At 67.9% G+C, this 21,680-nt stretch carries 18 protein-coding genes and 2 riboswitches; of the genes, 8 read left to right on the forward strand and 10 right to left on the reverse strand.

Annotation, left to right across the window (positions count from 1 at the left end):
- Window positions 1-74: 74 nt before the first annotated feature.
- The 6 genes from DTS01S_RS14510 to gcvT form a co-directional block, all read right to left on the reverse strand.
- Window positions 75-1,196, reverse strand: a complete 1,122-nt coding sequence (locus DTS01S_RS14510) for a branched-chain amino acid ABC transporter substrate-binding protein (RefSeq protein ID WP_016446333.1) — start codon at window positions 1,194-1,196, stop codon at window positions 75-77.
- Between the two features lie 340 nt (window positions 1,197-1,536).
- Window positions 1,537-2,238, reverse strand: a complete 702-nt coding sequence (locus DTS01S_RS14515) for an RluA family pseudouridine synthase (RefSeq protein WP_017404835.1) — start codon at window positions 2,236-2,238, stop codon at window positions 1,537-1,539.
- Window positions 2,235-4,463, reverse strand: a complete 2,229-nt coding sequence (locus tag DTS01S_RS14520) for a PAS domain-containing hybrid sensor histidine kinase/response regulator (protein WP_017404836.1) — start codon at window positions 4,461-4,463, stop codon at window positions 2,235-2,237. Before DTS01S_RS14520 ends, DTS01S_RS14515 begins: the two co-directional genes overlap by 4 nt.
- A 155-nt stretch (window positions 4,464-4,618) precedes the next feature.
- The gene (gene gcvP / locus DTS01S_RS14525) at window positions 4,619-7,510 is read right to left on the reverse strand and encodes an aminomethyl-transferring glycine dehydrogenase (RefSeq protein WP_017404837.1); all 2,892 of its coding nucleotides are present in this window, start codon (window positions 7,508-7,510) and stop codon (window positions 4,619-4,621) included.
- Window positions 7,511-7,581: 71 nt separating this feature from the next.
- Window positions 7,582-7,956: a glycine cleavage system protein GcvH gene (gene gcvH / locus DTS01S_RS14530; RefSeq protein WP_012206130.1), complete on the reverse strand. Its 375-nt coding sequence runs from the start codon at window positions 7,954-7,956 to the stop codon at window positions 7,582-7,584.
- A 135-nt stretch (window positions 7,957-8,091) separates the two neighbouring features.
- Window positions 8,092-9,225: a glycine cleavage system aminomethyltransferase GcvT gene (gene gcvT, locus DTS01S_RS14535; RefSeq protein ID WP_437438706.1), complete on the reverse strand. Its 1,134-nt coding sequence runs from the start codon at window positions 9,223-9,225 to the stop codon at window positions 8,092-8,094.
- Window positions 9,226-9,283: 58 nt separating this feature from the next.
- Window positions 9,284-9,402: riboswitch (glycine riboswitch) on the reverse strand.
- A gap of 15 nt (window positions 9,403-9,417) precedes the next feature.
- Window positions 9,418-9,529, reverse strand: a riboswitch (glycine riboswitch).
- A 169-nt stretch (window positions 9,530-9,698) separates the two neighbouring features.
- Here gcvT and DTS01S_RS14540 point away from each other — a divergent pair.
- The 3 genes from DTS01S_RS14540 to DTS01S_RS14550 all read left to right on the forward strand — a co-directional run bounded on the left by DTS01S_RS14540 (window position 9,699) and on the right by DTS01S_RS14550 (window position 12,057).
- Window positions 9,699-11,303 (forward strand): fatty acid--CoA ligase, encoded by a 1,605-nt coding sequence (locus tag DTS01S_RS14540; protein WP_026062224.1) that lies wholly within the window; start codon window positions 9,699-9,701, stop codon window positions 11,301-11,303.
- 102 nt (window positions 11,304-11,405) lie between these two features.
- Window positions 11,406-11,648, forward strand: coding sequence for a type II toxin-antitoxin system prevent-host-death family antitoxin (locus DTS01S_RS14545; protein WP_217649273.1), 243 nt, complete (start codon window positions 11,406-11,408; stop codon window positions 11,646-11,648).
- Window positions 11,638-12,057 (forward strand): putative toxin-antitoxin system toxin component, PIN family, encoded by a 420-nt coding sequence (locus DTS01S_RS14550; RefSeq protein WP_017404841.1) that lies wholly within the window; start codon window positions 11,638-11,640, stop codon window positions 12,055-12,057. Before DTS01S_RS14545 ends, DTS01S_RS14550 begins: the two co-directional genes overlap by 11 nt.
- Window positions 12,058-12,094: 37 nt before the next feature.
- Here the strand turns inward: DTS01S_RS14550 and DTS01S_RS14555 are convergent, their stop codons facing one another.
- The gene (locus DTS01S_RS14555) at window positions 12,095-13,012 is read right to left on the reverse strand and encodes a LysR family transcriptional regulator (protein ID WP_017404842.1); all 918 of its coding nucleotides are present in this window, start codon (window positions 13,010-13,012) and stop codon (window positions 12,095-12,097) included.
- 98 nt (window positions 13,013-13,110) lie between these two features.
- Here DTS01S_RS14555 and DTS01S_RS14560 point away from each other — a divergent pair, with 98 nt between their 5' ends.
- The gene (locus DTS01S_RS14560; protein ID WP_026062226.1) at window positions 13,111-13,602 is read left to right on the forward strand and encodes a DMT family transporter; all 492 of its coding nucleotides are present in this window, start codon (window positions 13,111-13,113) and stop codon (window positions 13,600-13,602) included.
- A 51-nt stretch (window positions 13,603-13,653) separates the two neighbouring features.
- Here the strand turns inward: DTS01S_RS14560 and DTS01S_RS14565 are convergent, their stop codons facing one another.
- On the reverse strand, window positions 13,654-15,300 hold the full coding sequence (locus tag DTS01S_RS14565) for a sensor histidine kinase (RefSeq protein WP_017404844.1): 1,647 nt from the start codon (window positions 15,298-15,300) through the stop codon (window positions 13,654-13,656).
- Window positions 15,301-15,758: 458 nt separating this feature from the next.
- On the opposite strand from DTS01S_RS14565, the gene DTS01S_RS14570 reads away from it, so the two are divergent.
- From DTS01S_RS14570 to DTS01S_RS14580, 3 genes are all read left to right on the forward strand, one after another.
- Complete coding sequence (locus tag DTS01S_RS14570; RefSeq protein ID WP_012206124.1) at window positions 15,759-16,214, forward strand: Lrp/AsnC family transcriptional regulator; 456 nt, start codon at window positions 15,759-15,761, stop codon at window positions 16,212-16,214.
- A 5-nt stretch (window positions 16,215-16,219) separates the two neighbouring features.
- Window positions 16,220-16,987 carry a helix-turn-helix domain-containing protein gene (locus DTS01S_RS14575; RefSeq protein ID WP_017404845.1) on the forward strand — a complete coding sequence of 256 codons (768 nt, stop codon included), beginning with the start codon at window positions 16,220-16,222 and terminating at the stop codon, window positions 16,985-16,987.
- Between the two features lie 85 nt (window positions 16,988-17,072).
- Complete coding sequence (locus DTS01S_RS14580) at window positions 17,073-17,429, forward strand: VOC family protein (RefSeq protein WP_016451512.1); 357 nt, start codon at window positions 17,073-17,075, stop codon at window positions 17,427-17,429.
- A gap of 51 nt (window positions 17,430-17,480) precedes the next feature.
- Here the strand turns inward: DTS01S_RS14580 and DTS01S_RS14585 are convergent, their stop codons facing one another.
- Together DTS01S_RS14585 and DTS01S_RS14590 are read right to left on the reverse strand one after the other, a co-directional pair.
- On the reverse strand, window positions 17,481-18,962 hold the full coding sequence (locus tag DTS01S_RS14585; protein ID WP_061287955.1) for an amino acid permease: 1,482 nt from the start codon (window positions 18,960-18,962) through the stop codon (window positions 17,481-17,483).
- A gap of 255 nt (window positions 18,963-19,217) precedes the next feature.
- Window positions 19,218-20,108, reverse strand: a complete 891-nt coding sequence (locus DTS01S_RS14590) for a LysR family transcriptional regulator (protein WP_017404847.1) — start codon at window positions 20,106-20,108, stop codon at window positions 19,218-19,220.
- A 91-nt stretch (window positions 20,109-20,199) separates the two neighbouring features.
- On the opposite strand from DTS01S_RS14590, the gene DTS01S_RS14595 reads away from it, so the two are divergent.
- Window positions 20,200-21,639 carry an MFS transporter gene (locus DTS01S_RS14595; RefSeq protein ID WP_061287956.1) on the forward strand — a complete coding sequence of 480 codons (1,440 nt, stop codon included), beginning with the start codon at window positions 20,200-20,202 and terminating at the stop codon, window positions 21,637-21,639.
- Window positions 21,640-21,680: the final 41 nt, after the last annotated feature.

A 21,680-nucleotide genomic window follows, 5' to 3' on the forward strand; every position in this document is an offset into this window, starting at 1 on the left:
AAGGCCTAAAAGGCCAGGATGCAGACGACCGGGACACGCCGAATGCGTGCCCCGGTCAGTCAGACGGAGGGGGATTACTTGGCAGCGACCGACTTGCTGCCGTCCTTGTGCCATTCGAACACCTGGAAGTCGAAGGACTTCAGGTCGCCCTGCTTGTTCCAGCCCACCGAGCCCAGAACGGTCTCGAAGTTGGACTTGTGCAGGTGGTCAGCCACCTTGGCGGGGCTGTCGCCCACGGCCTTGATGCTGTCCAGCAGCACTTGCGTGGCGGCAAATGCGGTCAGCTGGAAGGCGCCTGAAGGATTGCGCTTCTTGTCCTTGAAGGCCTTGACCACGGCGGCGTTCTTGGGGTTGGCCGAGAAGTCTGCGGGCAGGGTCACCAGCATGCCTTCGACGGCGTTGCCGGCGATGGCGTTGACTTCGGGGTTGCCCACGCCTTCGGGGCCCATCATGCGGACCTTCAGGCCCTGCTCGGAAGCCTGGCGCAGCAGCAGGCCCATTTCGGGGTGGTAGCCACCGTAGTAGATGAAGTCCACGCCGGCGCTCTTGAGCTTGGTGATGACGGCGGAGTAGTCGCTGTCGCCGGCGTTGATGCCTTCGAACAGGGCCACTTCCACGCCGGCCTTCTTCAGGTCGTCGCGCACGGAGGATGCAATGCCCTGGCCATACGACTGCTTGTCGTGCAGCACGGCAACCTTCTTGGGCTTGGCCTTTTCCAGGATGAACTTGGCGGCGGCCGGGCCCTGCTGGTCATCGCGGCCGATGGTGCGGAAGATGAAGTGGTAGTTCTTGCCGTCGGTCAGGGCGGGGGACGTCGCCGAGGGGGTCACCACGACCACGCCTTCGTTGTTGTAGATCGGGGCTGCGGCAATCGATGCGCCCGAGCAGACGGGGCCGATCACGTAGCCGATCTTGGCGTTGACCACGCGGTTGGCGGCCACGGGACCCTGCTTGGGTTCGCAGGCGTCATCGACGGACACCAGCTCGATCTTCTTGCCGTTGACGCCGCCGGCCGCATTGGCCATTTCCACGGCGGTGTTCACGCCTTCCTTGACCATGTCGCCGTACTGCGTCAGCGGGCCGGTGGTGGGAACCACCATGGCGATCTTGATTTGCGCATGCGCTGTGGAGAACAGGGCGGCGCCAGCCAAACCCAGGGCGGCGACGACGGTGTGCATGCGGAACGGAATGCTCATGAGTACTTCCTTCAACTTTGGGTAAAGCGTTCTGAAAAACGCGGTGGCTCCTGTAGGGGCTAGCCGCGCAAAGAAGCACAGGTTAATCGCCTGGTTACCAATGGCAACAGGGTATCCCGGGGCTGGCGCGGCAACAGGCTTTTCGCTAAGGCTCCCATCGCGGCCTGCGCCGTCGGGCGGGGGCTGTTTTGGCCGAAGAAAACGGCTGATGCCGACGCTGCACCCTGACGGTGCTTCGTGAAGTCAATATGACCAACTGCAAGAAGGGGAAACACGTACGCTGAATGTTGCATTGCAGCAACGTACGCTGTGGCGATGATTTGCGTGTTCCTGCGATGGATCAGAACGGCGCGGCGGATTCGAAACGCAGCGTCTCGCCAGACAGGGGATGCGCCAGCTCCAGCAGCTGCGCATGCAGCAGCAGGCGCGGCGACAGCGCCTGCACGGCGGCATCGGCATAGAGCGCATCGCCCAGGATGGGATGGCCCAGCGCGGCCATGTGCACGCGCAGCTGGTGGGTGCGGCCCGTCACGGGCTGCAGCTGCACCCGCGTGGTGATTGCGTCCCGGACTTCGGCGGCTTGCGCGCCTGGCAGGGCGCGCCACAGGGTCTGGCTGGGCTTGCCCTGCACGGCATCGATGATGCGCAGCGGGCGCCGCTCCCAGTCGGCTGCAATCGGCAGGTCGATGCTCTGCCATGCGCCGGCTTGCCGCGCGGTGGGGCTGCCTGCCACCACGGCCACATAGCGCTTGTGCACGCGGCGCTGCGCAAAGGCCTCGCTCAGCAGGCGCTGGCTGGCCAGGCTGCGCGCCATGATCACCAGGCCCGAGGTGGCCTGGTCCAGCCGGTGCACGACCAGCGCATCGGGCCAGCGCTGCAGGGCGCGGGCGCTCAGGCAGTCCTGCTTGTCTGGGCCGCGCCCGGGCACGCACAGCAGGCCGCTGGGCTTGTCCAGCACCAGCAGTTCGGCATCTTCGTGCAGGCAGATGACGCCTGCGCCGTCACCTGCACTGGCGCCGCCATCGCGTTGCTCAGGGGTCAAGCCGTTCCCCGCTCATTCAGCAGCCTGTGCACCGTGGCGCACAGCTCTTCCACGTCGTTGGGCTTGTGGACCAGGGCCCTGGCGCCTGCAGCCAATGCGGCCTGCTCGATCTCGGTGGTGATGTAGCCCGAGGCCAGCGCGATGGGCAGCTGCGGCTGGATGGACAGGGCCTCGTGCACCAGGTCGATGCCGCTGTAGCCGGGCATGTTGTAGTCGGTGACCAGCAGGTCGCAGTCCTGGGGCGCGGCGCGCAGCGCCTCGATGGCCTCGTGCGGATCGGTGAAGCCGCTGACCTGGTAGCCGCGCCGGCGCAGCAGGCGCTGCACCAGAAAGACCAGGGCCTGGTCATCGTCCACGTACATCACATGCTGCTGCGCGGCCTGCGGGTCGGGCAGCAGGGCGAACTGCGGGCCGGTCGGGGTTTCCGCGGCCGCCAGGGGCTCGGGTGCGCTGGGCAGCGCCTGGGCGGCGAGGGGCTCGGCCGGTGCAGAGTCGGCCGGCGTCAGGGGGTCGGCCGGAGGAAAGTACAGCGTGAAGCGGCTGCCCTGGCCGGGGATGCTGTACACGTCCACGGCGCCGCCGTGGTTGCGCATGACACCGTGCACCACGGGCAGGCCCAGGCCCGTTCCCTGGCCCACGGGCTTGGTGGTGAAGAAGGGCTCGAAGATGCGCTGCAGCGTGCGTGCGTCCATGCCGGGGCCGTTGTCCTGCACCGACAGCGCCACATAGCTGACGGGCGGCAGGCCCAGGCGCTCGCACAGGCGCTGGTCCGGGCGCACCAGGTCGGCATCCATCTGGATCAGGCCGCGCCGCTCGCCCAGGGCGTGCATGGCATTGGTGCACAGGTTGAACAGGGCCTGCTCCACCTGCATGGCGTCGGCCAGCATGGGCGGCATCTGCGGCGGCACGTGCACCTGCAGCTCCACGGCGGGCGGCAGGGTCACGCGCAGCAGCCGCGCCGTGTCGCCCATGACCTCGCGCGCCTGCACGGGCTTGCGCTGCGGCGGTTCATTGCGGCTGAACGTCAGGATCTGGCGCACCAGGTCGCGCGCGCGGCGGCCGGCCTTTTCGATCTCCTGCAGGCTTTCGATGGCTGCGGCATTGCCGCCGCAGTCGGCCTTGGCCAGCTCCACATTGCCCAGGATGGCGCCCACGATGTTGTTGAAGTCGTGGGCAATGCCGCCGGCCATGGTGCCCAGGGCCTGCATCTTGTGCGATTCGCGCAGCTGGTCTTCCAGCTCGTTGCGCTGGGCCTCGGCCTTCTTGCGGCTGGTGAGGTCGCGCGCGAACACGGTGGTGGTCTCGCCGCCGCTGTGGTGCTCGAAGGAGACGCTGACCTCGACCGGGATTTCGCGGCCGCTGGCCGTGCGTGCCGTCATCTCGCCCAGCACGGCCTGCGTGGTCAGCGGCGCAAAGGACAGGGCCTGGGCCGCATCGGGCAGGAAACGCTCCAGCGGACTGCCCAGCGCGTCGTGCGGCGGACACAGAAACAGGGCGGCAGCCGTGGGATTGAAGACGGTGATGCGCTGCTCGTGGTCCAGGCAGATGATGGCGTCCAGGGCCGAGTTGATGACCGATTCGAGCCGCCGCTCGCTCAGGAACAGCTGGTGGTTGCGCTGCTGCAGCGCCAGGCGCTCGGCCAGCAGCGGACCCTGGTCGACCACGGCGCACAGGTACTGCGCAATGGGCGGGCCGCTTTGCTGCGGAATGGCGATGCAGGCCACATGCAGGTCGGCGCGCAGCTGGTGCTGCTCGGTGATGTCGAAGCAGACCTCGTGGGCCTCGGTGCGGCCCAGCTCGCGTGCCGCAACGAAGGTCTCGCGCACGCGCTCGGCGTCGTCAGGGTGCACGAAGGGCGCGAAATTGACCAGCAGCCGGTCATGCTCGGTGGGCTGGAAGGCGCTGTGCGCCATGGCGTTGGCCTGCACCACCATGTCGTGCTCGTCCACCACCAGCAGGGGCAGGGGAATGCTGGCAAACAGGGCTTCGAAGCGCTCGGAGGCGCTTTCGGCCACGGCCTGGCTGTAGTCCAGCACGCGGTTCTGGATCTCCAGCTCGCGCTGGTAGTTGCGCAGCTCGGCGACCAGGGCCTGCAGCGGATCGTCTTCGGGCTGGAAGGAGGGGAAACGTTCGACGGGGGGCAGGTCGGCGCCGGGCGCCAGCAAGGCATGCAGGGGCAGGTGCTCGTCGTCGCGAGGCTGGTCGGAAGGGTCTTGGCTGCTCATCGCGTGCTGGCGCTGGGGAAAGCGGCATCTGCCGCACAAATCCTGGTTGCCCGCGCCTGGCGTCCGGCAGATGGACCGGGGCCCGGCGCGGGCAGGGCCGCAGTGTACGCGCGCCGGCCGGGGCGCCACAAGCGCCCCTTTGGGTGGCAGGTGCTTCAGCTCAGGTAAGCGTCGACCGGGATGCAGCTGCAGTAGAGGTTGCGGTCGCCGTAGACGTTGTCCACCCGGCCCACGGGACACCAGTACTTGGACTGGCGCAGGGCAGCCACGGGGTAGGCGGCGGCCTCGCGGCTGTACGGGTGGGTCCATTCCGAAGCCAGCAGGGTCTCGGCCGTGTGCGGCGCGTTCTTGAGCGGGTTGTCGTCTTGGGGCAGGCGGCCCTGCTCGATGGCGCGGATTTCCTCGCGGATGGCGATCATGGCGTCCACGAAGCGGTCCAGCTCGTACAGGCTTTCGCTTTCGGTGGGCTCCACCATCAGCGTGTTGGGCACGGGGAAGGACAGCGTGGGCGCATGGAAGCCGTAGTCGATCAGGCGCTTGGCCACGTCCTCGGCCATGACGCCCGTGCTTTCCTTGAACGGGCGCAGGTCCAGGATGCACTCGTGCGCCACATGGCCGTGCTCGCCCGCGTACAGCGTGGGGTAGTGGTCGCGCAGCCGGGCGCTGATGTAGTTGGCGCTGAGGATGGCGGTCTCGGTGGCCAGGGTCAGGCCCTGGGCGCCCATCATGCGGATGTACATCCAGCTGATGGGCAGCACGGCCGCATTGCCCAGCGGCGCGGCGCTGATGGCACCCGTGCCGCCCGCAAGGCCCGTGGTGGCATGGCCGGGCAGGAAGGGGACGAGGTCCTCGACCACGCAGACGGGGCCCACGCCCGGGCCGCCGCCGCCGTGCGGGATGCAGAAGGTCTTGTGCAGGTTCAGGTGGCTGACATCGCCGCCGAAGCTGCCCGGCGCGGCCAGGCCCACCAGGGCGTTCATGTTGGCGCCGTCCACGTAGACGCGGCCGCCGTGGTCATGCACCAGCTTGCACAGCTCCTTGACCTGGGTCTCGAACACGCCGTGCGTGCTGGGGTAGGTGATCATGATGCAGGCCAGGTTGGCACTGTGCTGCTCGCACTTGGCCGCCAGGTCCGCCATGTCGACGTTGCCGTTGGCGTCGCAGGCGGTGACCACCACCTGCATGCCCGCCATCTGCGCGCTGGCGGGGTTGGTGCCGTGGGCGCTGCTGGGAATCAGGCAGACGTTGCGGTGCGACTGGCCCCGGCTCGCATGCCAGCCCTTGATGGCCAGCAGGCCCGCGTACTCGCCCTGGCTGCCGGCATTGGGCTGCAGGCTGATGCCGGCGTAGCCCGTGGCCTGGCACAGCCAGTCGCGCAGCTGCTTGTCCAGTTCCGCATAGCCCTGCTGCTGGTCGGCCGGGGCAAAGGGGTGCACCTGGGCGAATTCGGGCCAGGTGATGGGAATCATCTCGCTGGTGGCGTTGAGCTTCATGGTGCAGGAGCCCAGCGGGATCATGCTGCGGTCCAGCGCCAAGTCCTTGTCCGACAGCTGGCGGATGTAGCGCAGCATGGCGGTCTCGGAGCGGTGGGTGTTGAACACCGGGTGCGTGAGGAAGGCGCTGCTGCGGCGCAGTCCGTCGGGAATCAGCGGCTCCACGCCCTTTTCGAAGGCGGTGAAGCAGGGCAGGGCCTGGCCGTCCCGGGCGAAGATCTTCCACAGCAGCTCGACATCGGCGCGCGTGGTGGTCTCGTCCAGCGAGATGCACAGGTATTCCTTGAAATACACGCGCAGGTTGGCGCCCAGGGACACGGCACGCTCCACGATGGCCTGGGTGGCCGCGCCCGTGTGCAGGCTCAGCGTGTCGAAGCTGGGCGCCTCGCGCAGCGGCGCGCCCAGCTCGGCCAGGCCGCGCGCCAGGATGGCCGTGTACGAGGCCACGCGGCGGGCGATGCGCTCCAGGCCCTCGGGGCCGTGGTAGACGGCGTACATGCTGGCCACCACGGCGGGCAGCACCTGGGCCGTGCAAATGTTGGAGGTGGCCTTTTCGCGGCGGATGTGCTGCTCGCGCGTCTGCAGTGCCAGGCGGTAGGCGGGCTTGCCGTGCACGTCCACGCTCACGCCGACCAGGCGGCCGGGCAGGGAGCGCTTGAACTCGTCGCGGCAGGCCATGAAGGCGGCGTGCGGGCCGCCGGCGCCCATGGGCATGCCAAAGCGCTGGGTGGTGCCCACCACGATGTCGGCACCCCATTCGCCGGGCGGCGTGATCAGGGTCAGCGCCAGCAGGTCGGTGGCCACGATGAAGGCGGCCTGCTTGCCATGGGCCTTGTCCACGTCGGCGCGCAGATCGTCGATGCGGCCGCTGGTGGCAGGGTACTGGGCCAGCACGGCGAAGTAGTCGCCCTCCATCAGCTGGTTCCATTCCTCCAGCGAGTTGGCCAGCAGCACCTCGATGCCCAGCGGCGCGGCGCGCGTCTGGATGACTTCGATGGTCTGGGGGTGGGCATCGCCGGCCACCACGAAACGGTTGCTCTTGCTTTTGACGGAGCGCTTGGCCAGCGTCATGGCCTCGGCGGCCGCCGTGGCCTCGTCCAGCATGGAGGCGTTGGCAATCGGCATGGCCGTCAGGTCGCAGACCATGGTCTGGAAGTTGACCAGGGCCTCCATGCGGCCTTGCGAGATCTCGGCCTGGTAGGGCGTGTAGGCCGTGTACCAGGCGGGGTTCTCGAGAATGTTGCGCAGGATGACGCCGGGCGTGTGCGTGCCGTAGTAGCCCTGGCCGATGAAGCTTTTGAGCAGCTGGTTGCGGCCTGCCAGCGCCTTGAGTTCGGCCAGCGCCTGGGCCTCGGTGGCCGCTGGCGGCAGCGCCATGGGCTGGTGGCGCCGGATGGAGGGCGGGACGATGGCGTCGATCAGCGCATCGCGCGATGCCGCGCCGATGGCGCTGAGCATGTGGGCCTCGTCTTCGGGCGCGATGCCGATATGGCGGGCCACGAATTCGGTGGCGTTCTCGAGGGCGGCAAGGGGCTGGGTGGAGGACATCAGCATGGAGGGACCTGTCTCAAAAGCTGAAAAGCGCCAGGGCGGGCCCTGGCGCCCGTCCTGGCCGGAAAGTGGCGTCAGTTGCTCTGGGCAAAGGCCGTGTAGGCGGCTTCGTCGAGCAGCGCGGCCAGCTGGCCTGCGTCGCTGAGCTTGACCTTGAAGAACCAGCCTTCGCCCAGCGGGTCGCTGTTGGCCAGGGAGGGGTCGTCGCGCAGGGCCTCGTTGACTTCGACGATCTCGCCGCTGACGGGCATGTAGACATCGGCGGCGGCCTTGACGGACTCGACCACGCCGGCCACATCGCCCTGGTTGAAGCTGGTGCCCACGGCGGGCAGGTCGACGAACACCACGTCGCCCAGCGCGTCCTGCGCGTGGAGGGTGATGCCGACGATGGCCGCGTCAGGGTTGGCGGCGTTGATCCACTCGTGGTCCTTGGAATACTGGATGCTCATGGCTTGCTCCGATAGAAACTGAAAAGAAACCTGTGAAAGGCGGTTTGAGAAAGGTCAGTGCGCACTGTAGCGGCATGCGATGGCAGGAAAAACGAATCCGCCGAACTCGATCCACGCCAAGCGCGCAGGCTGTCCTCAACCGCGGTGATAGCGGGGCGCCACGAAGGGCGTGGCCTGCACCTGCATGGGCACGGCCTTGCCGCGCACCATGGCCTGCAGCGTGGTGCCGATGGCGGCGCTGCCCGGCTCCACATAGGCCAGTGCCACGGGCTGGTTCAGCGTGGGCGACAGCAGGCCGCTGGTGACCTGGCCGACCTTGCGGCCGCTGGCATCCAGCAGTTCCGTGCCTTCGCGCACGGGCACGCGCTCCAGGGCCACCAGGCCCACGCGCTTGCGCGTGAGCAGCTCGGGCGACTGCAGCTGGGCCAGCACGGTGGCTGCGCCGGGAAAGCCGCCTTCGCGCTCGCCCCCGATGCGGCGGACCTTCTGCACGGCCCAGTTCAGGGCGGCCTCGGCCGGGGTGGTGGTCGTGTCCAGATCGTTGCCGTACAGGCACAGGCCGGCTTCCAGGCGCAGCGAATTGCGCGCGCCCAGGCCCACGGGCCTGACTTCGGGCTGGGCCAGCAGGGCACGGGCAAAGGCCTCGGCGTGGCTGGGGGGCAGGGAGATCTCGAAGCCGTCCTCGCCGGTGTAGCCGCTGCGCGTGATGTACAGCTCGGCCCCCTCCCAGTCGAAGTGGCCGCCTGTCATGAACACCAGGCCGGCCGTATCCGGCAGCAGGCGCTCCATCGCGGCTGCGGCCTGCGGGCCCTGCAGCGCCAGCAGGCCCCGGTCGAACTGGGGCTCGATTTCGCAGCGCTGGCCGATGCGGGCCTGGATGTGCGCCAGGTCTTCATGCTTGCAGGCGCCGTTGACGATCAGGAACAGGTCGTCCTCGCGGCGCACGAACATCAGGTCGTCCAGAATGCCGCCCGCGTCGTTGAGCAGCAGGCCGTAGCGCTGGCGGTGTTCGCCCAGGCCCAGCACGTCCATGGGCATCAGCGACTCCAGCGCGGCCCCGGCGTCGGCACCGCGCACGCTGATCTGGCCCATGTGCGAGACATCGAACAGGCCTGCCGCCTCGCGCGTGTGCAGATGCTCGGCCATCAGCCCCTGCGGGTATTGCACGGGCATGGAGTAGCCGGCAAACGGCACCATGCGCGCGCCCAGTTCCTGGTGCAGGTCGAACAGCGGGGTCTTGAGCAGATCGGTGGTGGAGGCAGCGGACAAGGAGGGCTCTCTTTCAGGCAAGGAACAAGGCATAACGCCATCCCGGTCCTCCGGGATGTGCTGCCCTGCTGTCCGCTTTACCTGAGAGATTCACCCGCACCTTCCATGCGTGGGGCTTGCTCCTTCGGTGGATGGGGCACACCGCCGTGCCCTGCATCTCTCTCCAGCTAGGAACGCCTGCGGCCGTGGCGGCAGGCGGTGCCAGTCCTTTTGCCTGAGCGTTCGGGACGAACCCTGCGCCTTCGGCGGTGCCGCTGCCTGTGACCATTGCGGCCGGGCGGGCACTCTCTCCTGACCGGCGCATTCTAGCTGCGGCCAGCGTCCGCGCGGCTTCGGGATTTCCGCGGGCCGACTGCAACTCCATGCGCTTGCCTGCATGGATGCATTTGCAAATTGCATAACTGTCTAAAAAATCTCCTACATTGAGGTGCATCGATATATGAAATCTCGTGAGCGAGAAGGAAGAAGCGCACATGCAGCAGACGCTGGGAGACACATTGGCCTGGCCGGCACGTTACCTGCCGAACAAGGAAGCCCTGGTCGCATGGGAGGGCGGCGAGCGCCGCGCCTGGACCTACGCCCAGCTCGATGCCGAAGTCAACCGCCACGCCCACGGCCTGGCCGAGCTGGGCATAGGCCATGGCGACGTGGTCGCCGCCTTCCTCTACAACACGCCGGCCTTTGTTTTCACCATGCTGGCGGCCGCGCGCCTGGGCGCCATCTTCAACCCCATCAACTACCGGCTGGCGGCGCAGGAGCTGGCCTTCATCCTCAAGGACGGCGCAGCGCGCGCCCTGGTCTTCGAGCACGAGGGCGGCGAGGTGGCCGCACGCGCCCAGGCCCTGCTCAAGGCCGAAGGCGGCGGCACTGGCGCAGGCATCGAGCACTGGATCTTTGCCGACGATGCCCCGGCCGACCCGCTGCCGGTCTGGGCCACGCAGCGCCTGTCCGCCCTGGCCAGGGGCCGCAGCAGCGCGCCGCCCCAGGCCCATGTGCGCGAGAGCGACCCCTGCATCCTCATGTACACCAGCGGCACCACGGGCCGGCCCAAGGGCGTGCTGCATACGCACCGCAGCAAGCTGGCGCACAACGCCCTCATGCACCAGACCATGCAGTTCACGCGCGACGACGTGGGCCTGGCCATGGCGCCGCTCAACCACACGGCCGAGCTGCACACCAGCTTTCTGCCGCGCCTGCAGGCCGGCGCCACCCAGGTGCTGCTGCGCCGCTTCGACGTGGCCGAGGCCTGGCGCCTGATCCGCGAAGAGCGCGTGAGCTTCTTCTTCGCGGCGCCCACCATGGTCACCATGCTGCTGGCCGAACCCATCGCCTCGCCTGAGCAGGCGCCCGCGCTGAGGCTGGTGGAGTACGGCGGCGCCTCCATGGCGCCGCACCTGATCCGCGAATGGACGCGCAAGGTCGGCAGCGACCTGGTCCAGGTCTACGGCACCACGGAAATGGGCCCCTGCATGTCCGTCCTGCTGCCGCGCGAGCAACTCTCGCACGCGGGCTCGGCCGGGCTGCCCTCCATGGGCCATGACCTCATCGTGGCCCGCTTGCGCGAAGACAACGCCCCCACCGACCCGGCCGAGGCCTGCCTGCCCGGCGAGGTGGGCGAAATCCTCGTGCGCGGCCCCTGCATGATGGCCGGCTACCTCAACCGCCCCGACGCCAACACCCGAGCCCTGGCGCACGGCTGGTACCACACGGGCGACCTGGGCCACATCGACGACGACGGCTATCTCTGGATCCGCGACCGCATCGACTACATGATCAATTCGGGTGCCGAGAACGTCTATCCGCGTGAGGTGGAAGACGCGCTGGTCGAACACGCCGACGTGCTCGAGGTCGCCGTCATCGGCGAGGCCGACGAGCGCTGGGGCCAGATCGTCGCCGCCCACGTGGTCGCCAAGCCTGGCGCCACGCCCACGGCCGAGGCGCTCGACGCCTTCCTGGTCCACGGCGACCGCTTGGCCGCCTACAAGCGCCCGCGCCGCTACCACTTCCGCGAGGCCCTGCCCAAGACGGCCAGCGGGAAGATACAGAAGCAGTTGCTGAGGGTGGTGGTGACGGCCTGAGCGGCCGGCAAAGCTGGCGCATCCCGTCGGGGCAATGCTTGAACGTGTGCCCTCGCACTCGCACAATGGGTGGGCAACATTGCGAGGTTCAAGATGCGCACCATGACGGCAAACCAGGCAGGAAAGGGATTCGCGGAGGTCATCGAGGCCGTCCGCGAGGGTCCTGTACTGATCCAGCAGCAAGCCGCAAACGTGGCGGTGGTCATGTCGGTGCAGGAGTACGAACGGCTCATTCACACCAACCTTTCGGAGTTCCAGCACTTCAGTGACCAGGTTGGCGCCAAGGCCGGCAAGGCCGGTATGACCGAAGATGTGCTTCAGGAACTGCTGAGCCGTGAGGACTGATCTGCGGCTGGTGATCGACACGAATCTGTGGATCAGCCGCCTGCTCATGCCGACTGGCATGGCAGCAAAGACCGTGGATCAGGCGCTGGGCTGCGCGACCGTGTTGATGTCCCAGGAGACCCTGGCGGAATTGAGCGAAGTTCTCTTGCGCCCGAAATTCGACCGGTATGTTTCCCGCGAGGACAGGCAGCGCTTCCTGCTATTGCTGGACGCAGTGGTGCGACGGGTTTCCATCACCCGGCAGGTTTCGGTGTGCCGTGATCCCAAGGATGACAAATTCCTTGATGTCGCACTCAACGGCGGTGCCCAGATGATTGTGACGGGGGACCAGGACTTGCTTGTCCTGCATCCTTTCCAAGGCATTGAGATACTCAGGCCTGCAGATTTTCTTGACAGAGTGGCCCATTGAGAGCGCAGGGTGGCAGCAGGGGGCCTGGCCCTCCTTGTCACCGGCTTTCACGGCAGCACGCTGCCACCGCCTGCCGCAGCCACCGATGCATGGCATCCCCCTGCTTGCGCACATGCCAGGCCTGCTGGTAAGCGAACTCGGGCAGCTCCAGCGGAGGCGTGAAGCGGCGCAGCGTTTTGTGGCGGCGCAGGTCGCCAATGGCGCGGCTGCCCACGGTCAGCACGAGGTCGGTGCCTGCCAGCACCTCCAGCGCCGCGCTCCAGTGGGGCAGGGCCAGCACCACGCGGCGGCTCAGGCCTTGGGCGGCCAGCGCCCGTTCGATCTCCTCGCTGGCGTCGGGCCGCATGGCCAGCATGACGTGCGGGCGCTGCAGCCAGTCCTGCAGTGACAGCCCGCCGCGTGCCGGCAGCACGGCCTGGTCGGCCACGCTCACGAACTGTTCCTGGAACAGATCCTGCACCTCGATGCCGTCGGGCAGGTCGGGTGCGTCGGGGAAGGGGCCCAGGGCCAGGTCCAGTTCGCCATCGGCCAGCTGGGCCAGCATCACCTCGCGCGTGGACTGGCTGATGGCCAGGTCCAGCCCGGGTGCGTGCTGGCGCAGATGCCGCATCAGCGGCGGCAGCACGATGCGTGATGCGTAGTCCGACAGCGCCAGCCGCAGCCGTCCGCGTGCGTGGGCCGGGTCGAACTCCGCCTGTGCCAGCAAGCCGTTGAGGCTGCCCAGCGCATCCGCCAGCGGTTGCACCAGGCCTTGCGCGCGTGCCGTCAGCGCCATGCGGCCACCGCGCCGCACCAGCAACGGGTCGCCCAGGTGCTCGCGCAACTGCGCCAGCGAATGGCTCATGGCCGGCTGGCTCTTGTGCAGCCGCAGGGCCGCGCGCGTCACATGTTTTTCGGCCAGCAGGGCGTGCAGGGCCAGCAGCAGGTTGAGGTCGATACGGCGCAGTTCATCCATGCCATGAATATAGACCGTGCACACAAATGATTTCCATCAACGTGCTGGATGCGAGAGCATGCAGGCATCGATTGACAGAAGAAGAAAGGTCTTGCCGCATGACAGGTAAAAGCACATTCACCGCCCTTGCTCCCGTGGCCCTGGCGCTGCTGGCGGGGGCCATGCTGCCATTCCAGGCTGCCAGCAATGCCCTGGTGGGCCGTCTGCTGGGCCACCCGCTGTGGGGCACGCTGGTCTCGCTGGCCGTGAGCGTCATGGTCGTGGTGCCTGCACTGTGGGTGCTGCGCGCGCCCGCTCCGGCCATGGCCCAGGCGGCAGCGGGGCCATGGTGGCTATGGATAGGCGGCGTGCTGGGTGCCATCTATGTGGCCAGTGCGGCGGCCGTGACACCCAAGCTGGGCGCAGGCGGCTTCCTGGTTTGCGTGGTGGCGGGGCAGATCGTGGTCTCGGTGCTGGTGGACCACTTCGGCCTGATGGGCCTGGGCGCGCGGCCGGTCAATGCGACGCGCCTGGCCGGCGTGGCCTTGATCCTGGGTGGAGTGCTGCTGGTGGTGCAGGGCGGGACGGCCCGTACAGCGGCGGCGCCATGAGCGCCGCGAGCACGCCCTGCTTCAGGGGCAAAGGCCCCGGCCTTGCCCGCGTCAGGCGGGCATGCCCGGCGGCACGGCGGCCGGCCTTGCCGCTGGCGGACATTCCTGGCAGGCATCTGCCGTGCCGGGCAGGAGCCGGCCCAGCCGGATGACAAAGCAGGCCCCGCCTCCGGCAGCCGGCTGGAAGAACGCGTCGCCTGCGTGCAGCCTGGCGATGCGCCTGACCACGGACAGGCCCAGGCCATGCCCGTTGACGTGCCGGGTGGCGCTTGCGCGTTCATAGGGCTCGAAAACCTGTCTTGCCGCTTCGGGCGCAAGGCCCGGTCCCTGGTCGCTGACGGAAATCAGCAGGTCACCGGACGCATCGCAGCGGGCGGCCAGGGTGATGTCGCCCGCCTTGGCATATTTGATGGCGTTGCCGACAAGGTTGGAGATGGCGATGCGCACCAGGACAGGGTCGCATTGCCATTGCTGCGGGCCTTGTTCCAGATCCAGTTTCAGGCGATGCCGCCGGGACCAGCGGACGAGCTCTGCAGACTCCTCCAGGAGTTCATCCAATGGCGTCTGCTCCAGTTGCAGCCGGAACGCGCCCGCGTCCAGCCGGTCGTTGATCAGGCAGGTGTCCACCAGGGTCATCAGCCGGCGCGAGGCCCTGCGTATCTGGGACGCCTGCTCGATGAGGGAGTCCGCATCCGTCGTCGGGAACGTCTGCAGCTCGGTCGCGGCGCCGTCCACGATGGTGAGCGGGGTGCGGAACTCGTGGTTGATCATGTTGAAGAACTGGCGCTGCTCCAGCCGCATCTCCCGCTCGCTGTGCAAGGCGGTCTGCAGGGCCTGCTGGGCCGTTTGCAGCTGTGCGGTGCGCTGCAGCACCTTGGACTCCAGCTCGCGCTCGGCCGCCTGGGCGCGTGACAGGGCCTGCATCCGCTCACTGCGCAGGGCGCGCTCCGCCACCCGCGTGCGATTGGTCACCGCCATTCCCAGCAGGATGGCCTCGGAAACACGCCCGGCAAACCAGAGCATCTGGGCCGATGGCAGCGCGACATCGGGCAGCAGGCCCTGGGTTCTCAGCAGGTTCAGGATGCCCAGGGCGGAAGGCACGGCAAACGCCAGCGCGCCCGGCAGGTATTGCCACTGCCTTCGGACCACCAGCAGGTACAGCACGAAGACGGCGCCGAACGATGTGGACACCAGGGCCGTGAACACCACGGCACGCGAGATCTGCGCATAGCCACCCAACAGTGCCAGGCCCAGTGCGATGGCATTCAGCCAGGCCACCACGCTGAAGAGGTGCGCAGCCCAGATCCAATGGCGGCGGAACTCGAACAATTGGCTGAAAAACACCGTCGCCACCACACAGAAGCTGCAGTAGGCGATGGACAGCGCATGCTGGGGCTGGTCGGCGCCGGGCAGCCACAGGCCTTCGGGCCGGTAACGGAAGGCGGCGTAGGCAAAGCCGGCTGCCAGGAGCGCGGCGCAAAGAATGTAGAGCCTTTCCCTGAGCCAGCACCACAGGATCAGGCTCATCAGCGTGATGGCCAGGGCCGAGCCCATGTACGCGTAAAGCAGCATGGCGGCCGGCGCCATGCTCCTGCCGGGAAAGACCGCAATGCCCTGGGCTGCCTGGGGGTTGGGCAGCAAGCGGGTGAGCAGTGCCAGAAGCGCTGCGGCTGCCAGGGCTTGCGCCAGCCATCGCATTGCAGAATCCGTTGGCCAGTGCCTCCGGCGGCCTTCGGTGGGATTGTCTTGGGTGTGGATCAAGGGGCCGATTGGTTGATGTGGCGAGCGCCCATGCATGCCCGACGTCAGGGTCAGTGCATGGGCGTGCACGTTTGCGGGAGGCATTGTGCACCGGCCGCCGTTGCGGGAAAGCGCTGCCGGGTGTCTGCGGATGCCTGCCGGGTGCCCCAATGCAACAGGCCGCCCCGCTGCGGATAAGCGGGGCGGCCTGTAACGGGTTCCTGAGGGGATCACGCATCCGGGCGCTGGCGGTAGTCGGCGGGGCTGGGTGAATGGTTTTGCTGCGCCGGTAAGCGTGCTCCCATGCAGACAAGTGTGCGCGTTTGGCCTCAGAAAATGCTGCTTTATTTCTTCAAAACAGGCGTTGCTACAGAAAATTATTCTGCACCTGCCTGTTTTGCAGTAGATTGCCGGCCATGGACATCCTCGACAGAAAGATTCTTTCCGCCCTGCAGGCCAACGCGCGCGCCAGCCTGCAGGAAATCGGCGCGGCCGTGGGCCTGAGCGCCTCGCCCTGCTGGGCACGCATCAAGAAGCTGGAAGAGGCGGGGGTGATCGAGGGCTATACCGTGCGCCTGAACCCGCTGGCGCTGGGCCTGGGCGATACGGTGCTGGTGCAGGTCACGCTGGACAGCCATTCGGACAACACGCTGGAGAAATTCGGCGAGATGCTGGCGACCATTCCCGAGGTGGTGGAGGCGCACCTGGTCTCGGGCGAGTACGACTACCTGCTGCGCGTCGTCGTCAAGGACACGCGTGACTACGAGCGCCTCCTGCGCGAGAAGCTCTACAAGATCAAGGGCATACGCCACAGCCAGTCCAGCTTTGTGCTGCGCACGTTGAAGAAGGCCGACCTGCCGCTGGGGGTCTGAAGTCCATGCCCTCTGGCCAGGCGCCGCCGCCCGCTCCCTACCGCGAACACTCCCCGCCGCCCGCCTTGCAGCCGCACTTCCAGTGCCTGTGGAGCAGCACCGTGGCCCCGGACTATGCCGGCGGCTTTCTCGTGGTGCCCGATGGCTGCGTGGACATCGTCTGCAAAGGCGGGCGGCTGCTGGCCGTGGGGCCTGACAGGGTGGCTGCGCGGCCCGCGCTCGTGCCGGGGTCCGAGGTATGGGGCGCGCGCTTCGGCCCCGGTGCGGCCAGCGCCTGGCTGGGCCTGCCCATGGACGAGATCGTGGGGCAGGCGGTGGAACTGGGCGATCTGCTGGGGCCGTGCGTGCGGGAGTGGTTGCATCGCATCAACGATGCGCAGCCGGGCGCGGGGCAGGCCGTGTTCATCCATGGACTGGTGCAAATGGGCCGCGACGCCCCGGAGCCCGACCGGCAGGCCATGGAGCTGTTCAATGTGGCGGCTGCAGCCGGGCGGGACGAATCCGGTGTGCTGGCCGCGATGCGCGCGCAGCTGGACATGTCCGAGCGCAGCCTGCGCCGCCTGTGCCACGCGCAGTTTGGCTACGGCCCCAAGACGCTGGAGCGCGTGCTGCGCTTTCAGCGCCTGCTGGCCCTGGCACGGTCTGACCGGCAGGCAGGTCTTGCGGCCCTGGCGGCGGAGGCCGGCTATGCGGACCAGGCGCATCTGTCGCGCGAGGTGAGGGCGCTGTGCGGCATCACGCCCCGCGCTGCCCTGCAGCAACTGCTGGATTGAGCGGCCCGGCTGGCCGTTTTGTTCAAGATGCCCTGCCCCTGCGTGGCCGATGATGGCGGCCTACCGACATTCAATGGAGCATCACATGGGCATCAGGGGCAACAACCACCAGATCGACAACATCGAATTCAACGTGGCCGACATCGCACGCAGCAAGGCGTTCTACGGCGAGGCCTTCGGCTGGACCTTCACAGACTACGGGCCGAGCTACACCGAGTTCAGCGACGGCCGGCTGACGGGCGGCTTCACCACGGGCGAGGAGGTGCGGCCCGGCGGCCCGCTGGTCATCCTCTACGCCGACGATCTGGCCGAGGCGCAGCGTCGCGTGCAGGCGGCCGGGGCCGTGATCAGCCGCGCGGCGTTCGCGTTCCCGGGGGGCCGCAGGTTCCACTTCACCGATCCGGACGGCTACGAGCTGGCCGTGTGGTCGGCCGATGCCTGAAAGACGACAGCCCGCATCTGCGGGCTGTTTTCATGGGGACCGGGCGGGGCGTCAATCGACGTTGGAGCCCAGCTGCATGTCCTTGTACTGCACGATGTGCGTGCCCTTGACCAGGCGGTAGCCGCCCCAGATCAGCAGGAACAGCGGCAGGCCGATGTAGGTGGCGACCACGCCGGTCCAGTCGATGCGGTCTGCCATGAAGGCCTCGTAGTTCTGGCCCAGCGTGATCACCATGCACAGCACGAAGGCGAAGATGGGGCCGAACGGGAACCACGATGCACGGTAGGGCAGCCGGTTCAGGTCCAGGCCCTGGGCCTCGTAGCCCTTGCGGAAGCGGTAGTGGCTGATGGCGATGCCCAGCCAGGCGATGAAGCCCGTCATGCCCGACAGATTCAGCAGCCAGATGTAGACCAGCTGGGGGCTGAAGATGTTGGTCAGAAAGCACAGCGCAGCCACGACCGTGGTGGCCAGCAGGGCCATCGTGGGCACGCCGCGCTTGTTGACGTACGAGAACATGCGCGGCGCCATGCGCTGGCAGGCCAGCGTGTAGAGCATGCGCGTGGAGGCGTACATGCCGGAGTTGCCGGCCGACAGCACCGAGGTCAGCACCACGGCGTTCATCACGGCGGCGGCCGACAGCAGGCCCGCGCGCTCGAAGACCAGGGTGAAGGGGCTCACGCTGATGTCGCCCAGGTCGTTCTTGAGCAGTTGCGGATCGGTGTAGGGGATCAGCAGGCTGATGACCAGGATGGCCAGGACGTAGAACAGCAAAATGCGCCAGAACACCTGGCGCACGGCGCGGGGCACGTTCTTGGCGGGGTTCTCGGATTCGCCAGCGGCAATGCCGATCAGCTCCGTGCCCTGGAAGGAAAAGCCCACGATCATGGCCACGCCGATCAGCGCCGAGAAACCGCCTGCAAAGGGCGCATCGCCCTGGCTCCACAGGGCAAAGTTGCCCCAGACGCCTTCAGGCGCGCCGCCCCGCACGATGCCCAGGATCATGAGCACGCCCACGCCGATGAAGAGGATGACGGTGGTCACCTTGATGGCGGCGAACCAGTACTCGGCCTCGCCGAAGCCTTTGACCGAGATGGCGTTGAGGCCGAACATGATGGCCAGGAACAGGGCGCTCCACAGCATGCCGTTGCCGTCGGGGAACCAGTAGGCCATGACCAGCTGGGCGGCCACCAGGTCCACGGCAATGGTGACGGCCCAGTTGTACCAGTAGTTCCAGCCCAGCGCGAAGCCGAAGCCTTCGTCCACATAGCGCGCACCGTAGGTGGCGAACGAGCCCGAGACGGGCAGGTTCGCGGCCATTTCGCCGAGGCTGGTCATGAGGAAGTAGACCATCAGGCCCACGATCATGTAGGCCAGCAGGGCGCCGCCGGGGCCGGCCTGCGAGATGGTGGCGCCCGAGGCAACGAAGAGGCCGGTGCCGATGGAGCCGCCGATGGCGATCATGGACAGATGCCGCGCCTTGAGTTCGCGCCTGAGCGCGGTGGGAGCGGCATTCTTGGAGTTGTCTGCTGCCATGGATGTGTCGATTGGTGGATCAGATCCCGCGCGGCCGCTGGCCGGCGCGGGGGCAGGAATGCAAAACAGGAAAAACAAAAGAGCCGCTGTGTCGCGGCCCCATCAAGGTGCATGCACCACGAAAAGGCGTGATTGTCCGAGAACGCTGCCATCGTGGAAAGGCAGGAGTTTAATCCCCCTTCACCCACATAAGCGGAACTGAATCCGATCCCACTGTGTGCATGGCGCCACGCCGTCTGCGGCCCGCCTGCCTGCCTACCACTGTGTCTGCGCCAGCAGCAGCTGGGCCAGTGCCTTGATGCGCGGCGAGGCCTGGCGCGTGCGCGGGTAGACCAGGGACAGTTCGCGGGCGCGGCCCTCGTGCTGGGGCAGCAGCCGCACCAGCCGGCCCGCCTGCAGGTGCTCGCGCACCGCGAACTCCATGACCTGGGCTACGCCCAGGCCGCCCAGCGAGCCTTCCACCAGCGGGTCGCCGCTGTCGAAGGTCACGGTCTGCGGCGCAGGCCATTCCAGCATCTCGCCATTGCCCGCCAGGAACTGCCAGGGCACGCGCCGGCCCAGGTAGTGGTTGTAGACGGCCATGCAGCTGTGCTGCGCCAGCTCCTGCAGCGTCTGCGGCGTGCCGCGCGCCGCCAGGTAGGCGGGTGAGGCCACGGTCACCCAGCGCAGCGGCGGCAGGGCGCGGGCGATCATGCGGCTGTCTGCCAGCGGGCCTATGCGCACGGCCGCGTCAAAGCCTTCCTCCACCATGTCCACCAGGCGGTCGGTGAAGCTGGTGTCGATCTGCAATTGCGGATGCTCGCGCAGCAACTGCCCCAGCAGCGGCACCAGCACGATGCGGCCCAGCATGGACGGCGCCGTCATGCGCAGCACGCCGCTGGGCGCGCAGCGCCGGTCGCTGACCAGCTGGCGCGCCTCCTCCAGCCCGGCGATCAGCGGGGCGCAGCGGTCCACCAGCGCGCAGCCGTCTGGCGTGAGCGACACGCTGCGCGTATTGCGGTGCAGCAGCCGCGTGCCCAGGTCTTTCTCCAGCTGCGCCACGGCGCGCGATATGCGGGACTGGCTGGTGCCCAGCAGGCTTGCCGCCTGGGTGAAGCTGCGGCTTTCGGCCACCTTGATGAGCAATTGAACGGCGTTGAGGTCCATGGCGATGGCAAGTTTGATTGATTCGATTTTGCATAAGAAAAATGAATATCTGATGTTTATCTTCAGAAATGCATTAATTAGGATCGCTCCCATGCTTGTGAACGACTCCCCCGCTGGCGCCCTGCGCCACCCGCGCGCCGCGCTGGCGCTGCTGTCCCTGTCCCAGTTGCTGATTGCGCTGGATGCCACCATCGTCTTCGTCGCGCTCGACGCCATGGGCCAGCAGCTGCAGATGGATGCGCACCACCTGCAATGGGTGGTCAGTGCCTACAGCGTGGCCTTTGGCGGCTGCCTGCTGCTGGGCGGGCGCTGTGCGGACCTGCTGGGCAAGCGGCGCATGTATGTGGCGGGGATGGCGCTGTTCGGCCTGGCCTCGCTGGTCGGCGGCTTCGCCTCCCAGCCCTGGCAACTGGTGCTGGGCCGCGCAGGGCAGGGCGTGGCAGGGGCGTTGCTGTTTCCGGCCACGCTGTCGCTGATCAATACCTTGTATGCGGCCGGGCCCGAGCGCAACCGCGCCCTGGCCGTGTGGAGCATGGCGTCGGCCGGCGGGCTGGCGGCCGGCGCGCTGCTGGGCTGGAACTGGGTGCTGTGGGTGCTGGTGCCCGTGGCCTGGCCGTGTGCCATGGCGGCGCTGCGCTTTCTGCCGCCCTCGGCCCGTACCGGGCGTGCCGCACCGGGCCAGGGCTTTGATCTGGCCGGTTGCCTGAGCGTGACCGTGGGCAGCAGCCTGCTGGTGACGGCCCTGGTGCAAGGCCCTGAATGGGGTTTTGCCAGCGCCGCCACGCTGGGGACGCTGGCCGTGGCCATGGCGGCGCTGGTCCTGTTCTGGCGCATCGAGGCGCGCATCGCCTCGCCGCTGATGCCGCTGTCCCTGCTGCGCGTGCCCAGCCTGCGCTCGGCCATGCTGCTGACCATGATCTTCATGAGCAGCTTTGGCGTGCAGTACTACTTTCTGGCGCTGTATTTCCAGCAGATCTACGGCTGGAGCCCGCTGCAGGCCGGCCTGGCCTTCCTGCTGCCCACGGCGGTCTGCACGCTGGGCATCCGCTGGGCCGAACACTGGCTGCACCGCTCCACGCCGCGCACCGTGCTCATGGGCGGCTGGGCCGCAGGCACCCTCGGCCTGGCCTACATGGCCTGGGCACTGCCGCTGGGCGGCAGCTATGTCTGGCTGGTGCCGGGCTTTGTGGTGCTCAGCCTGGGCCAGGGCGCCAGCTGGACCGCCATGTGGGTGGTCGCCGGCCAGGGCGTGGCGGCTGCGCAGCAGGGCGTGGCCTCGGGCATTGCGGCCACGGCCCAGCAGGTGGGCGCAGCAATGGGGCTGGCCCTGCTGGTGATGGTGGCCACCGCGCCGCTGGCCGGAATCACGGCGCCCGATGCGCTGCGCGAGGCCACCGCCCGGGGGCTGCAGCAGGCCGAATGGGGTGCCGCGCTGATCGCGCTGCTGGGGTGGGTGGTGTCGGCGGCCATGCGCCGCGCACCGGCAATCCAGGCCGTGCCGGGCGCGGAGCAGCCTGCCTGCTCGCCTTGAGGTCACTGGCCCGCAGTTACCATCTGCGGCTGCTTTGCACA

The organism is Delftia tsuruhatensis NBRC 16741 (assembly GCF_001571325.1).
Lineage (GTDB): Bacteria > Pseudomonadota > Gammaproteobacteria > Burkholderiales > Burkholderiaceae_C > Comamonas > Comamonas tsuruhatensis.